Annotated in this window: 6 protein-coding genes and 1 tRNA gene; all 7 read left to right on the top strand. The window is 43.3% G+C overall.

Going from position 1 to position 15483, the window contains the following annotated elements:
* Positions 1–222: 222 nt before the first annotated feature.
* The 7 genes from B9T34_RS16670 (at position 223) to B9T34_RS16640 (ending at position 15475) form a co-directional block, all read left to right on the top strand.
* Positions 223–313 (top strand) — tRNA-Ser (locus B9T34_RS16670).
* Positions 314–949: 636 nt separating this feature from the next.
* Entirely contained in the window at positions 950–1435 is a 486-nt protein-coding gene (locus B9T34_RS16665; RefSeq protein ID WP_213034169.1) for a hypothetical protein, read from the top strand.
* Positions 1436–1475: 40 nt separating this feature from the next.
* Positions 1476–4253 (top strand): DUF11 domain-containing protein, encoded by a 2778-nt coding sequence (locus B9T34_RS16660; protein WP_086214261.1) that lies wholly within the window; start codon positions 1476–1478, stop codon positions 4251–4253.
* Positions 4254–4321: 68 nt separating this feature from the next.
* A complete protein-coding gene (locus B9T34_RS16655; protein WP_228147474.1) occupies positions 4322–10327 on the top strand; it encodes an SdrD B-like domain-containing protein in 6006 nt (2001 codons plus the stop codon).
* Between the two features lie 2 nt (positions 10328–10329).
* Complete coding sequence (locus B9T34_RS16650) at positions 10330–11391, top strand: OmpA family protein (RefSeq protein WP_086214260.1); 1062 nt, start codon at positions 10330–10332, stop codon at positions 11389–11391.
* 1 nt (position 11392) lies between these two features.
* On the top strand, positions 11393–14272 hold the full coding sequence (locus tag B9T34_RS16645; protein WP_228147473.1) for a DUF11 domain-containing protein: 2880 nt from the start codon (positions 11393–11395) through the stop codon (positions 14270–14272).
* A gap of 324 nt (positions 14273–14596) precedes the next feature.
* Positions 14597–15475 carry a LysR family transcriptional regulator gene (locus B9T34_RS16640; protein ID WP_086214292.1) on the top strand — a complete coding sequence of 293 codons (879 nt, stop codon included), beginning with the start codon at positions 14597–14599 and terminating at the stop codon, positions 15473–15475.
* Positions 15476–15483 lie beyond the last annotated feature (8 nt).

Genomic DNA, 15483 nt, shown 5'->3' with positions numbered 1-15483 from the left:
CCTGTTATACGGACACCGCTTCCGCCAAATTCAAAAAGCCCCTGTAGTGATACAGGGGCTTTTTTTATGGGCTAAATTATTCGTCTTCTATTCTCTTTTGATTGTGTTCTTGTACGTGTATAAATATTTGTGAAATAAATTGAATATTTTTTAGATGATTGATCAGATCTAACGATAAAAATATTTGCCATATTTAAGTTTTATTTATATGATAGCGCCCATGGAAGCGTGGCAGAGCGGTTTAATGCACCGGTCTTGAAAACCGACGAGGGCTTATACCCCTCCGTGAGTTCGAATCTCACCGCTTCCGCCAAATTCAAAAAACCCAATCATATGATTGGGTTTTTTTATGCCTTTTTTTAGATTTTAAATAGAAATAAATAAGTGGTTCATTTGTTCTTATATATTTAGCGTATGTGATATTTATTTTTTTTGTATTTTTTAAATAAATATAATTGAGCGAAATGATCATTTTCGTCATCAAAAAATCAGGCATCCGTCTCAGGGAGCGGTTGAATACGGCACAAAATAAACGTGATGTATATCTCAAAATAATATATCAAATGATTACAGTAGTCTTATTAATAATAAGGAAGTTGCTATTTTGAGCGTTTTTTGAAAAAAAACAAACTTGACTTTAAATTATTTATAACTGACAAAAAATGTCACTCATGTTTAAAATTTAAATGGAAAATTTAATCTAAAAATGAGTCTTATTTTTAGATGTAATTAAGTTTTTGAAATATAAATAAATTTATAAAAACCATAAAAAATATAAGAAATTCGGCTAAGACTGCCAAAAAAAGATACCGAGTTACATTAATTGTCACTTCTGTAAACTGTAAAAACAAAATATAAAAAAGTGTGAACTAATTAGCAAAAAAACGTACCAATATTACATAAAGTATGCAAAACTTATACAAAATCGTATGCAATTTGAGCTGTGACCATGCTGAATAAAACTTACCAACCGATCGTCTCTGCATTTTGTACATCTGCTGTATTGTTGTTCACATCTGCTGCTGTTCATGCAAATAACAATTCATTAAATGCACAAATGCATGTTTTCCAAATTATCGACGCTTCAAAAAATATCCAAAAAGAACTAAAGGCGGAAGACCAAGTCAAGCCAAATAGTGTGCTGGAGTACCGTGTCGATTATTCAAATATTTCATCTGCAAGTTTGAAGAACTTAAAACTGAATTTGCCTCTGCCAGCCCAAGTTTCGTATATGGGTCAGAGTCTTCCTGCCAATGCCTATGCTTCTACAGATGGTGTGACTTTTGCTAAAGCACCCTTAGAAAAAGTCGTCAATGGAAAAAAAGTCAAAGTCCCTTTAAGCGAATACCGCGTTCTGCAATGGAATGTCTCTGAATTGAAACCGAAGCAAAAAATTTCGATTTCAGCTCGAGTAAAAGTGAACGCATCAGAATAATTTTTTTGGTCTTTAGAAGATCTCATCCGTGGACTTTTGTATGAAAAATACTTTTAAATTAAGTACAGTAGCTGCTGCTCTTGCAGTTGCTGGCGGGGTTTCACTCAGCAGTCAAGCTATGGCAGCAGTGCCTTTGGCGGGAACAAACATCAGTAACGTTGCAACAGCAAGCTATACTGACAATACTGGCAAGGTTCAGGTTGTTACTTCGAATGAAGTGAAAACTTTGGTTGCGCAAATCGGCAGCTTTACCTTAGAAGCTGACCGCGAAGCGCAAACGACGCCAAATGGCCAGGTAACTTTCTCGCATATTTTAACCAACACAGGTAATGGCACAGATAAGTTCAGCATTTCATTAAATGATATTGATGAAACAGGCGTTACGACATTTGATTTTACCAATGGCGGAAAATTTGCGATCTATATTGACCGTGACAAAAACGGTGTAGCGGATAACAATACGGCACTTACTAGTGCGAGTTTGATTGAACTCAATGCAGGTGAATCTGTAGGACTGGTTGTCGTTGCAACCACGCCAAGCACGGCAACCCAAGGCCAGCTGGATAAATTGCAGGTCACTGCTACAGCTCAATCTGCTTCTTTGTACACAGTCAGCACAGTTTCAAATATTGATACGACTAAAATCACGACTGGTGCAGTACTGCAAATTACCAAAGCAGCCAGTGTCAGCGTGACTCAAGCAGGTAAGGAAATTGAATACACCTTAACCTTTAAAAACACGGGTAATGCAGCGGCAACCAATGTTGCAATTTTTGACGTATTGCCAAAAAACGTTGTATTTGTTACTGGATCTGGACGTTTTAACGGCAGTACAACAGCATTAACAGATGCAAAAGATACTGCAGATAAATTTGAATATGATGCTACCAAACGTGCTTTTTTATTCAATTTAGACACTTTAGATGCCAATACTTCACGTAAATTAACATTTAAAGTTAAGGTTTTGGAAACAACCAACGCAGGCGATATTAAAAACACTGCATATGCAGATCCAGATGGTAAGCCGTCTATTCCAAGTGATCCGACCAGTCCTAAAGTTCCTTTGGAAATGACGGATGTTCCTTCGGAGCCGAATACTCCTCCGACTACGACCGATACCACAACAGTGCCATCAAACCCGTCTATCGTAACGGTTGAAGGTACTTATGACGGATCATTAAACGATTCTAAAACTGATGCGTTTAAAGATGGTCAAACTTCTACAAATGGCGACGACTTAATTACTGTAGCAGGCAAACAAGGCTTGCCAGTGGTTTTTGGCGACAGTTCAACGGATCCAGTGGTCGTGCATAACCGCGGCAACAGCACTGACACTTATAACTTAACTGTAGACAAAACTGCACTTACTGGTTTTGGTATTTTGCCTACAGGTGCGATTGTAGAAATCTTGAAAGCGGACGGCAGTACGCCAGTAACCGATACCAATGGTGACGGTATTGTAGACACTGGTCCAATTGCTGCAGGTGCAACAGGTCAGTTTGTAGTGCGCGTGACTTTGCCTACTGGTGAAAAAGTTGTGCAACCGGGTGTGGGTGTGACTTTAGTCAGCACATCGGTTAAAAACGCGCAAAAAGATACATTGAAACTGGTTATTTCTGAACTCACTGAAAACAAAGTGGATTTGGTTAACCGTCCAGACAAAAATGATCCAACTAAAGACAAGGGTGTGGGTACAGGTACATCAACTCCTGTAGAAAGTGCAGTTACCCCGCCGGCAACGCCTGTAACTTTTGATGTCACCATTAAGAACCAAGGCAATATTCCAGACAACTATGTCATCACAGTTCCAAATATTCCAACGGGCTGGGTTGCGGAAGTGTTTGAGAAGGATTCATCTGGAAATTGTACAACTGCAAAAGCAGCCAATTCAGGCAATATTGCAGCTGGCGGCTCACAAAGTTTCTGCTTGGTCGTTACACCGCCAGCAGGCACGCCGGCTGATACTGCAAAAGACATTAAAGTTGAAATCCAATCGCCGTCTACAGGTACAAAGGATGACATTACCTTTAATGTAAAAGTAGCTGAACAGCGTCAATTGACCTTCACGCCAGACCGTCAAGGTCAGGTTGCCCCAGGCGGTACAATTGTATATAGCCATACGCTGACCAATACTGGCAACGTGCTGGAAGCGGAAACGAAATACCCGCTGGAAATTGACTGGACTTCTACGCTTCAAGGCGTGAACACATCAGTTTATGTAGACATCAACAACGATGGCCTCATGACTTCTGATGAGTTGATTACGGGTGCATCGGCTGCAGATCGCAATACATCGTTGACCAATATTTTGAAAAAAATCAACAGCTACAACACAGCTTCGGGTTTATCGCAAAATGAAGCGGTAACGATTCTTGTCAAAGTTGAAGCGCCAGCGACTGCTACAGCTGGTGAATCTGATACAACGATTGTGACTTTCAAGCCGACAGGCGGCAACAAGCCAGCAAATGTATTGGTGACAGACCGTACCGTGATCAACTTAGGTCAAGTGCGTTTGTTGAAAACCCAAGCGCTTTCGGCTGACTGTACGACTGCCCCAACGACTTATGTAACGACAGATTTGAAAGCAAAACCGGGCGAGTGTGTGTATTACCGTATCGTTGCGACCAATGAAGGTAATGCTGAAGCGAAAAATGTCACATTGACTGATATGGTGCCGAGCTACACCGTGCTTCAGGCTGGTTCGATCAAACCAGCTGCTGCAACAGAGAGCAATGGTCAAATCAGTTATGCCGTTGGAACATTGACGCCAGCTGCTTCAGCAACTTTAGACTTTGCTGTAAAAGTTCAAAATAAATAATGTTTATATTCACAGCCTCTTTTTAGGAAGGGGCCGTTCTTCTGTATTTCTTTTTTTAGGTTGGGGTTATGTCAAATAATAAAGTTATGAATGTAAAAATAGATGCGCTCTCTGCATCTGCTTTTGCGTCTGCTTTGCTTTTTGCACAACAAGGTCATGCGGCAATGCCAATGGCAGGTCAAGTGATTCAAAACGTTGCTTATGCAAGTTATGAAGTCAGTGACTTGAATGGCGGTCAATTGCTGCGGACCACCCAATCTAATGCTGTAAATATAGAAGTGGCTAAATTTTATGGCTTAGAGCTTTTCCCAGATCAATTAAAACAGGTGGAAGCAGGCTCGAAAGTTGTTTGGCTGAATCAAATTACCAATACCAGCAATACCGATGCATGGTTTGATTTTAAAATTGCATCAATCAATGATTTAACAAATGTCAAAATTTACATCGATGCCAATAAAGACGGTGTCTACGATGTTTCAGATTCTTTAATTACAAATGGCTTGCAGCTGCAGCCCAATCAGACCGTTTATCTTTGGGTGATTGCAGATACATCGCTGCAAACCAAAGACCAGTCGACTTTAGAATTGCCGCTGACGGCGCAAATTCGTGAAGAGCCTGAACAGCAAAAAACGGTTCTAGATCCAGTTGCGGTCTATACGCCGAAACTTAAAATAGAAAAAGAAGTTGATCAGCAGCGCCTGACAGCAAATCATCAGTCACAGCGCATTAACTATACATTGACCGTGACGAATGCGGCATCTTTGCCGGTATCACCTGCACAAGTCATGGTTGATGGTAAAAAAGAACCGTGGGTGATTGTTGAAGATCCGTTGCCTGCCAATACTGTTTTTGAAGACATTCAATCTGCAGAACATGATCTATCAGCTGTGGCTTTATATAAAATCGCGGAAGGCCAATATTCCACTGCATTTCCTGCAGACAAAAGCAAAGTTGATTATGCGGTCATGGGCTACAACAAGCCTTTTGCTGCAGGGCAAAAAAGCGTTATCAAACTGACAGTAAAAACTGCTGCGGATTTAAGCGCGGCAACGTTAGTCAACGAAGCCTATGTTTTACATAATGTCGCTCAGAATGATAAAAAAACAGTTTCAAATAAAGTTGCAACACAGGTGCTGGGCAAGGCAACCATTGACAGTACCACAGCAGATTTTCAAAACAGCCTGTATTCGGGCAAAGTCAATGCGCCAGTTTATTTAAAATCCAATGCGGCGATGTGCAATGCGAACCGTTTTGAAAAAGAGCAGGTGCGTGTACAAATCCAGTCCAAATTAACAGGCGATGTTTTGGTGGTTTCAGCACTGGAAAGTGATGTGAACTCCGGCATTTTCCAATTCAGCTTTGATACTGAAGAAAATGCGCAAAAGAATTTAGCAGATGCAAAGCTGCAGACTTTGAAGCGCGATGAAGTGAATGTCAGCCTGATTGAATGCCTTGATGCGCAAGGACAGGTGGCTGGCTCAATCCAAGATGTGTCTACTCAAGTTTTAATTGATCCATATGGCATTGTTTTTGATGCTAAAACACTGCAGCCGATTGCAGGCGCGACCGTCATTTTGGTGGATGAAAATGATCAGCCTGTTGGCAACAATGTTGCATTTGAAATTGACCGCAGCACTGGTGAATTAAAATCAATTCCTGCCAAACAAGTCACCAATGCGGCAGGTGAATTTATTTACCCGCAAGTGATTCCAGGCAATTATAAGTTTTTAATTGATACGTCGACCATTGCAAGCAAACACTATACTTTTGCCAGCGATCAGGGTTTGTATCCGATTTCATCTTTCAATGGCATGGCAGTACATTCAGCATATTCATATGGCGGCGTTTTCAATCTTTCCGCTATAAGCCCTGCATTAAATATTGATATTCCGCTTGACCCGATGCAAACCGAGTCGGGTTTGATGGTGAAAAAAACCGCTTTGGACAGCAGTGTTGAATTGGGTGATTTTACCAATTACAGCATTGAAGTGACCAATCACAGCGATATTTTGGCGCGCGATGTTAAATTGCAGGATACACTGCCGCGCGGTTTCAGCTATGTGCCAAATACCATGCGAGTTGACGGTAAGCCAGTGTCTGACCCTTTAGGCGGCAAAGGGCCGTATTTAACACTTGGCTTAGGGGACTTGGCAGTCAATAGCAGTGCAAAAATTGAATACCGCGTATTGGTTGGGCCAAATGCCTTAAATGGCGACGGGATTAACCGTGCGCGGGCAGTTGATGCGGCAGGTTTAAGCTCAAATGAGGCACAGGCTAAAATTAAAGTGCGTGCTGGAGTGTTCGGCGCAGATGCTTTTGTTGTCGGTAAAGTCTATGCAGACTGCAACCGCAATGGCATGCAGGACGCAGGCGAATTAGGCGTACCGGGCGTGCGCCTGTACATGGAAGACGGCAGTTATGTGATTACCGACCATGAAGGGAAATATGACTTTTACGGCATTTCGCCTAAAACACATGTATTAAAATTAGACCGAACTACTTTGCCTGCAGGCAGTGAATTGATTCTTCAATCCAACCGCAATGCCGGTGATCCATCGAGCCGTTTTGTGGATGTGAAACGTAGTGAGCTGCATCGTGCTGATTTCGCGATTGCTGATCAGGCAGGCGAATGTTCTGCGCCTTTAAATGCGATGATTCAAAAACGCCAAGACAAAATTAATCAAAGCAATTTCAATTTGGAAAAAGCGGTGACTAAGCAATTGTCGATTGATGCGCCATCGTTTATTGAAAGCAGCATCCGCAATGAAAACACGCAAGGCTGCTTGGCAAATGACAATGATCAGAACTGTTTGCTGAACCGTGAAACAGATTCGGCAGCATCTAAAATGCAATTGGCTATTGATCCAGTCAAGCCGCCTGTTTTAGTCAATTTAGAAGAATACCTAAAACGCAGTGACAGCAATGCGCTAGAAATCCTGAATTTGAAAGAGGGGCAAATTTTACCCTTTGCGCAAACGTCTATTCAGGCACAAGGCGCGGCTGGCGCAACATTACAAATTTTGGTCAATGGCGCGGCGGTTCAGGACAAGCAGCGCGGCAAATTGGCAGTATTGGATGAACTGCGTAAGCAGGGCGTTGAATATGTGGGCGTGGCCTTGCGGGAAGGCAAAAACACGATTCAAGTGCAGCAGCTGGACGTTTTTGGCAATGTGCGTGAAAGCCAAAGCGTGAATGTGATTGTACCGGGTGAAATCAAAAAACTTCAGCTGAAGGCTGCTCAGCCTGTGATGGCCAATGGCCGAGATATACTGCAGATTGCGATACAGCTGCAGGATCAGCACGGCGTTAAAGCTGCAACCCGCACAGCGCTGACTTTAGAAAGCGATCTTGGCCTCATCGATCTGCCGGATTTAAATCCGAGCGAACCGGGCATTCAAACCTTTATTGAAGGCGGTGAAATGATTGTGCCTGTCATTGCGCCGAATGTTCCCGGCCGCGGCAAGCTGCGCGTCACAAGCGGTCTGATGTCGCAGGAAATTGATCTGCAATTTCAAGCCGATCTGCGTCCTTTAGTGGCTGTGGGTTTAATTGAAGGCGCAATCAACTTTAATCAGTTTGACCGCAATCAGCTGCACAGCGTCAATAAAAATGACGGCTTTGAAACTGAGCTGAATGAGCTGGCAGATTGGGGTGGAAATTCGGTTACTGGCCGCGCGGCTATGTTCATTAAAGGCAAAGTGAAAGGCGACTACTTGCTGACGTTGGCTTATGATTCAGACAAAAGCTCGAAACAGCGCTTATTCCGCGATATTCAGCCAGATGAATACTATCCAGTCTATGGCGATGCCGCAGCCAAAGGTTTCGAGGCGCAGTCGACCAGCAAATTATACGTGCGTTTAGACAAAGGCCGTTCGTATGCCATGTATGGCGATTATATGACCCGTACAGAAAAAGATGAGGGGCTGGCATTAGGCCAATATAACCGTTCACTAACCGGTATTAAGCTGGGGCATGATGGGGATAAGCTGCAAGCGTCTGCCTTTGCGGCGCAAACCAAGTCACGCCAAATTGTGACGGAAAACCGCGCTATGGGCATTACTGGCCCATACAGCTTGGGTTCAATTGCAAATGATTTGATCTTAGAAAACAGTGAAAAAGTTGAAGTGCTGACCCGTGACCGCAATAATCCTGGACTGATTATTGCCAAGCAAACATTGACCCGTTTCAGTGATTATGAAATTGACAGCTATAGCAACAGCATTTATTTAAAACAGTCTGTTGCCAGTGTAGACAAAGATCTGAACCCAAATTACATCCGCATTACGGTAGAAGCAGATGAAATTGGTGAAGAGTATGAAGTTGGCGGCCTAAGCTTCAGCTATGCCCTCAAAGACAATATGAAAATCGGCGGTTCTTTTGTCCAAAGCAATGATCCTTTGCAAGAAGAGCAAATTGCCAGTGTAAATACTGTGGTTAAAGTTGGTCAGCACGGCAAATTCATTGCAGAAGTTGCGCAGTCTAAAAACACCGATAGCACTGCAGATCAGCTGACAGAAATCAACAGCCAAGCATCTAATCAGAATGATGGTACAGCGGCGCGTGTTGAATTTGAGTACACGCCAAGCTTTGCCAATGTGCGCGCTTATCATCAGCAGGCGGATGCAGGTTTTCAAAACGATGCAGCGACCATCAGTGCAGGCAGAAAAGAAAGCGGCATTAAAGCATCTGTGCCTGTTGAAAAAGTAGGTTTGGCACGTTTAGAAGCCATCCGTACAGAAGACCAAAACAATGCTGGCATCCGTACAGGCCTTTCTGCAAGTTTAGAACGCAATTTATTTAAAGTGTTGGCGGTAGAGCTGGGCTTGCGTTTTTATGATGAAACTGAAAAGGGCGCAACGGTAGCCACTGATGGTCTAGGCGCATATAAAGGCACCACGGGCCGCATTAAATTTACAGGTAAACTGCCGTGGAAGGGCGCAACGGCTTTTGCAGAATATGAACAGGATTTGTCAGATTCTGAGAAGCAAGTGCTGTCGGTGGGCGGAACAGTAAAAGTACTGCCAAATACTGAACTGTATGCCCGTCATGAATTGATTTCTGCTATTGATGGCCTGTATTCCATGAATACCACGGAAGAAACCAACAGCACCGTATTTGGTATTTCCAGCAATTATATGAAAGACGGTTCTGCGTTCAGCGAATACCGGGTCGCAGACGGTATGTCTAACCGTGAAGCGGAAGCGGCGTTGGGTTTACGCAACCGCTGGCAGATTAAGCCGCGTGTATACGTGAGCAGCAGTTTTGAGCGTATCCAGACTCTATCGCAAAAAGCTGAAAATACAGGCAATGATGCAACAGCAATTAGCTTAGGCTTAGAGTATTTAGCTAAAGACAATTGGAAAGCGACAACACGTATTGAAGGCCGCCGCTCTGACAGTTCGGATACATTGCTAAACTCGATTGCATATGCCTATAAATTGTCAGAAGTGGCAACTGTGCTGACCAAAAATACCCTGAACTTTATAGACAATAAAGACCAAGGGGATCATCTGCGTGACCGCTTCCAGCTGGGTTTAGCATGGCGCGATGCGGAACAGAACAAATTCGATTTATTGTCTAAATTTGAATACTACTATGAAGACAATGCGACCGATTTAGAATCTGAGTTTAAACGCCAGTCTTATGTCGCTTCTGCGCATGTGAATTATCATCCAGAACGTAAACTGATGCTGTCTGGGCAGTATGCCGCAAAATGGTCAGAACTGGATGAATACAGCATTAGCAGCAATGCTTTAACACAGCTGTTAAGTGGTCGCGTAATTTACGATATAAATGAGAAGTGGGATTTCAGCCTGCAGACAGGTGCCTTATGGGCGAATCATGGCGGCGGTATCCGCTACTTAGCGGGTGCAGAGCTCGGCTATTTGCTGGCCACCAATCTTTGGGTATCTGCAGGCTATAACTTTTTGGGTTACCAGGATGATGAATTGGCAAATACCAGTTCAACAGGTGAGGGCGCGTATCTTAGATTCAGATTCAAATTTGATGAAGATTTATTTGGCCGCCGCGCTGCGCACAGTAATTTATCTCTAGAGTCAGGTCAGGAGCGATAATCATGAGAATTCGATCATGGCTGCTGGCGGGTTTGTTGATAGGTGCGGGCTGGGCACATGCGGGTACAGCCAATATAGGCTCAGTGCAAACTGAAATTGATGAACTATCTGCAGACTCGGCTTCTTTTGAGCCCAAAGATGCAATTCAGCGTTATCACCTTTATAAAGCTAAAATGTGGCTGGCATATGCACAGCATGAATATGCTGAAACCAGCTTAACAGTTGCGGGCAAGGAAGCGCTGCAGCAGGCGCAAGTGATTATGCAGTCGCTGAAAGCAGAACAGCCTTTAACATTGACCACGCCTATTCTAAGCGTTTCGCAAGTGATGCGCCGTGATTTATGGCAGCAAATTGAATGGTTGAAGGAGCAGAATGCTTTAGCGCAGGCGCCAGAAAGTGTGGCGCATGCAGAAGTCATGCTGGTATGGGCGGCAGCAGAATATTGTGAAATGGGCTGGCGGCATGCCAATGAACACTTTAGAGCCGCGGAGCAAGCGCTGCATCAAGCAGCAGAGCAATCAAATCTTTCAACGGTGAATACGGGCGAACTAAATAAGTTTTGGCCAACATTGGCTGAATTGAATGGGCGGGGCTGTCGCGGTGTAAATTCAGATTATTGGCTTATGCTAAAAAAAACTGCAATTGATTCACCCCAAGTAGTTCATAATGTTGTACATTTTGCATCAAACAGTGCGGTGTTGAGCGCAGCTAGCCAAAGTATGCTGCACCACTTAGCAGACGTTTTGAAACAGCAGCCCTTGCTTGATGTGAAGTTGCTGGGTTATACCGACCGCCGCGCCAGTGAAGCATATAACTTCGAGTTGGCGCAGCGCCGAATCAATGCTGTTCAGCAGTATTTAATGACGCAAGGCGTAAATGTTCAGCGGATCAAGTCTGTTGCCAAAGGCGCGCAGGCTTTTGAAACAGATGTAGATGAAAAAATTGCACAGGCAAAAAGCCGCCGTGTAGTGATTCAGCTGAGTGATGATAGAGAGCTGCGCATTGAACCCCAGTGGCAAGATTTACAAGTAGAGTCAGACGCTCAAAAAGTGAAGGTGAAATAAGATGACGATGAAGCAATATTGGGTTCGCGCTCTGGCATTTTCACTTTTTGCATCAAGCTCTATTTCACATGTGAATGCTGCAGATGCGGCAGCCAGCAGCAGTGAAGTGCAAATTCAGCGCAGTTTTGTCAATTTAAGTTTTAATCAGCCTGCCCTCTCAGCGAATGGCACGACAATGCAATATGCAGAAAGTGCTGTTGATGGCTGGCTGACAACACATTCGGCTCCTAAGCTAATTGAAATTTGGCGCGGCCGCGGAGCTGCACCAACTAGTTATACTGCTTGGAATACTGTCAATAATGGATCACCAATAAATCAATATGCGGAATTAAATGCAAGCGCTCGTTCTGCGCTTTACCAATCAGTTTGTTTATTTAAAGATGAAGAGTTTTCATGGAATTTTAGGCATGCTGCCCGTTCAGATACAAATGAACAAACCACATTTTATATTGGCAAAGTTTCGGCAGATCGTTTTTCATTTACAATTAATCAAACTATTGGCGCCAGCCAGCCAGTAACAAGTTTATTTGAGTGGAAAAATGCAAATGCAACTGGAGCAAAAGCAAAAGTGACTGTTGCGAGCGGCATTTATCAGTTTATTTTTGATGCTACAAGATTTGGTTCAAATGCCACTTTAGGTAACTTCATTGATGATATTCAATTAGGCTTAAAACCTGCAGTAGAATTCAGCGCCAATTCAAATAAATACTATGAAGGCAGCAATACCACTACAGGTAAGCAGCAAGCTGTGCCATTTAATATTGTTGGGCAGATTCTAAGCCAAGCTGATATGCCGACATTGAAGTTCAAAATTGAATATCCTTCTAGCTATAGCGGTACAAAAGCGGTATACGGCAAAAATTATATTTTATATAAGCAGGCCGCGAATGGTTCTCTGACAGCTCTAAATAGTAGTGACGGTTTAGAGACGAGTAACCCAAACTCGGTGACGTTTAATTATACGCCTGTTTACAATAGCGCTTTGGATTATACCCAAGGGGTAACGGTCAATGGATTGGTGATTGGTATTTTAGGAAATACCACAGTCAATGCAGATATTACCGTTCCATTTGCCTTTGCACTCGACAGCGCGAGCAATGCCATCGCAACATCTTTGCGTGCATGCGGCAATAGCCAGCCTGCTATAAGCTTTGATTTGAAAATTCAAGAAGATGACGTTGATCTTTCAGTAGTAAAAGCGCTGACAAGTGATTCTAAAGTCATCAAAGATGGATTGGTGGCTTATACTTTGGATGTGGAAAATAAAACTGATGTGCAAGCAGACAGTATTTTTCTTCGGGACAGCTTTAAAAATTTGCAGCGCGTGACTTCTGGTACAGCACAGACCAGTTTAGTCTGTGAAGATTTAACCACCGGCACAAGTAAAAGCTGCCCAGCTGCATGGACAGATGCCAATGCGCTTACAAGCCTATTGAGCACTACCGCGGGCACAGGTTTAGCTTTGGGGGATATTCCAGCCAAAGCGAAATACCGCTTTACTGTCAAAAATTTATTGGTGACGGATACATCTTCAAATGGCATTGCTGAAAATACAGCAACCATTGAAACCACAGCGATGTCAGACTTTAATCCTGCTAACAATACGTCTACTGTGCAAAATCCCATTTATAATAAAAGTGATTTAGCCAATTTTAAATCCGCCGCAGCGGTAACAGAAACTGGCGTGGGATTGTTTAATATTGCAAAAGAAGGCAGGACAGGCACTACGCCCTTAATTACGCAAAATGCAGACAGCAGCAAGAAAGTCTATTTTCCGCTGACCATTCAAAATTACAGCAATTCAGCGCAAGATTATCAACTCTATGCCTCAAGCACTGCAGTCACGCCAGTATTAAGCGCAGGCGATAATTCTGCCTTGGTCAGCAGCAGCATTACGCCATTTACATCAGGTTTAAAAGTCGATTTTTTTCAATTGGCTTCTGCGCAATGTAAAGCTGGGAGCAGCGGCCAGCAAATAACACAAATGAATGTGGCGGCCAATCAGACGGCTTTCGTTTGTGCTGTGATTACGGTACTGCCTTCTGCATCCGCTTCGACCAATATTTGGTTTGCGATTGAATCGTTGCAGACAGGCTTAGGCGATGTCATTTTAGATGCGGTGACTTCAGATCATTTACAGCAGCGTTTAATGGAATTGGTGAATGACCAGTCTGCACAGATTAATGTGGGCGGTACATATGTATTTTCACATCGCCTGATTAATCAGGGCGTGATTGAAGAGAAAGGCGTGAAGTTGAATTTAACGCCGGTGCGTGCAGATGATTTCTTGTACAGCTTATTTGAAGACAGCAATAAAAATGGTGTTTTAGATGCCGCGGATACTGCGATCAGCACGCAGAGCTTTAATATTTTGGCCAAAGCCGAACTTGCTTTACTGGTAAAAGTACAAGCGCCAGCGAATGCATTAAATGGCATGAGCAGTCAAGTGAAGCTTTCGGCAACACCAGATAATACCGGTCAAAAAACTGCACTGGCTGTTTTATCCAATACAGACACCATTACCGTGGGTTCCAACCAGCTGAAAGTGGTAAAAACGCAATTCAAACGCGCAGCCTGCAGTTCTATTACTGCAGACGGGGTAAAAAATGCAGTTTACAGTACGCAAAGCGCAACGTTGAGTGCAGCGGATTGCTTAATTTACCGTATTTCAGTCACTAATTTAGGCGATTCTAAGCTGAGCAATGTGGCAGTAAATGATATGTATCCAGCGTATACCATGCCTTGGAAATCAGGAGCCGTATTGCCGCTGACCAGCAGCGGTGAAGCAGTGCAGGACGACGGTTCAAAAGTAAAAACCGTATTTTCCACCTTACTGCCTGCAGAAGAAAAGTCGCTCTACTTTGGCATTCGAATGCAATAATAAATAGTGAAAAAAATGCCCTGCTTTGCAGGGCATTTTTACGTTATAGGCAGTATTTTTAATTTCCCTATTTCGATTCACTTCAAATATGGAACAGCAAAACTCTGATATAGCGTGCAAGGGGAAAACTCGTGAGGATCATTGGCTTCATGCAGTATTTTGCTGCCTCCATCGGCTTGGAACGATCGATGCAGTGGATGAGTCAAACAGCAGAATACTCCCTAGCTGCTAGTTATTGATGCAGACGTCAAAACATGAGGTTTTATTGACATGAAGCAATCAACTCTAATAGATTTGCTATAACTCATAGTTATGTTCGTCATTATGAATCTTCGCCACCTTGAAATGTTTTATGCAATCATGCTTTATGGATCACTTTCTGAAGCGGCTTCATCACTATGCATATCACAGCCTGCCGCCAGTAAATTGCTGAAACATGCCGAGCAGCGCTTGGGTTTTTCGTTATTTAAGCGAATTAAAGGGAAACTGCAGCCGACCAATGAGGCATATATTTTATATGAGGAAGTGAAGCCAATTTATCAGCAAATCAATAAATTAAATAAGCTGACGCATAATTTAGCCAAAAATCCGCAGGGCAAAATTAGCCTTGGCTGCCTGCCGAGTTTAGGCTTAAGCCTAATACCAAAGCTGACGGCGAAATACCTAAAAAAATATCCTGAAGTGTTTGTAAATATTGGCACAGATCATACTCAGTCACTGGAGCAGAAACTGCTGCAGCGGGAAATTGATTTTGCCGTAACGTTTGAGCCGCAGACGCAGCACGGCATTATTGCGACGCCGATTTTGGATGTTCCATTGGTATATATTGACTCAAAACAACTCAAATCAGCTCAAGATATTGCATCTATCGATGAAAAACGCTGGATTCAGCCCGACGCATCATCGCTCATGTCTGTCCTGACTAAACACCGTGAATTTAATGACAGCATTGCCAGTGTGCAGACCTATTACATGGCCAGTGAGCTGGTGCGGCAGGGCATCGGCTGCAGTATTACAGACATTTATACCGCAGCTTATTCCTTGCCTAAAGAGATGATTCATAATTTGAGTCCAAGCATGCATACCACTATTTATATTTTGCGAAATGCCAGTGTCAGCACCACGCAAGCCGTTGAAAATTTCATTGAATTGATTCGCTCTGATATAGGAAAGATTACTCCATCACTTAACTCAAGGTTATGACTGGTGCT

Source organism: Acinetobacter sp. ANC 3813 (genome assembly GCF_002135435.1).
GTDB lineage: Bacteria > Pseudomonadota > Gammaproteobacteria > Pseudomonadales > Moraxellaceae > Acinetobacter.
The sequence above is the reverse complement of the archived record's forward strand: the minus strand, read 5'-3'. Positions and strand labels throughout refer to the sequence as shown.

What these genes read in the sequence shown, in the direction of transcription:
- B9T34_RS16665 (WP_213034169.1), top strand. Translation starts at nt 950, where the DNA reads ATGCTGAATAAAACTTACCAACCGATCGTCTCTGCATTTTGTACATCT.
- B9T34_RS16660 (WP_086214261.1), top strand. Translation starts at nt 1,476, where the DNA reads ATGAAAAATACTTTTAAATTAAGTACAGTAGCTGCTGCTCTTGCAGTT.
- B9T34_RS16655 (WP_228147474.1), top strand. Translation starts at nt 4,322, where the DNA reads ATGTCAAATAATAAAGTTATGAATGTAAAAATAGATGCGCTCTCTGCA.
- B9T34_RS16650 (WP_086214260.1), top strand. Translation starts at nt 10,330, where the DNA reads ATGAGAATTCGATCATGGCTGCTGGCGGGTTTGTTGATAGGTGCGGGC.
- B9T34_RS16645 (WP_228147473.1), top strand. Translation starts at nt 11,393, where the DNA reads ATGACGATGAAGCAATATTGGGTTCGCGCTCTGGCATTTTCACTTTTT.
- B9T34_RS16640 (WP_086214292.1), top strand. Translation starts at nt 14,597, where the DNA reads ATGAATCTTCGCCACCTTGAAATGTTTTATGCAATCATGCTTTATGGA.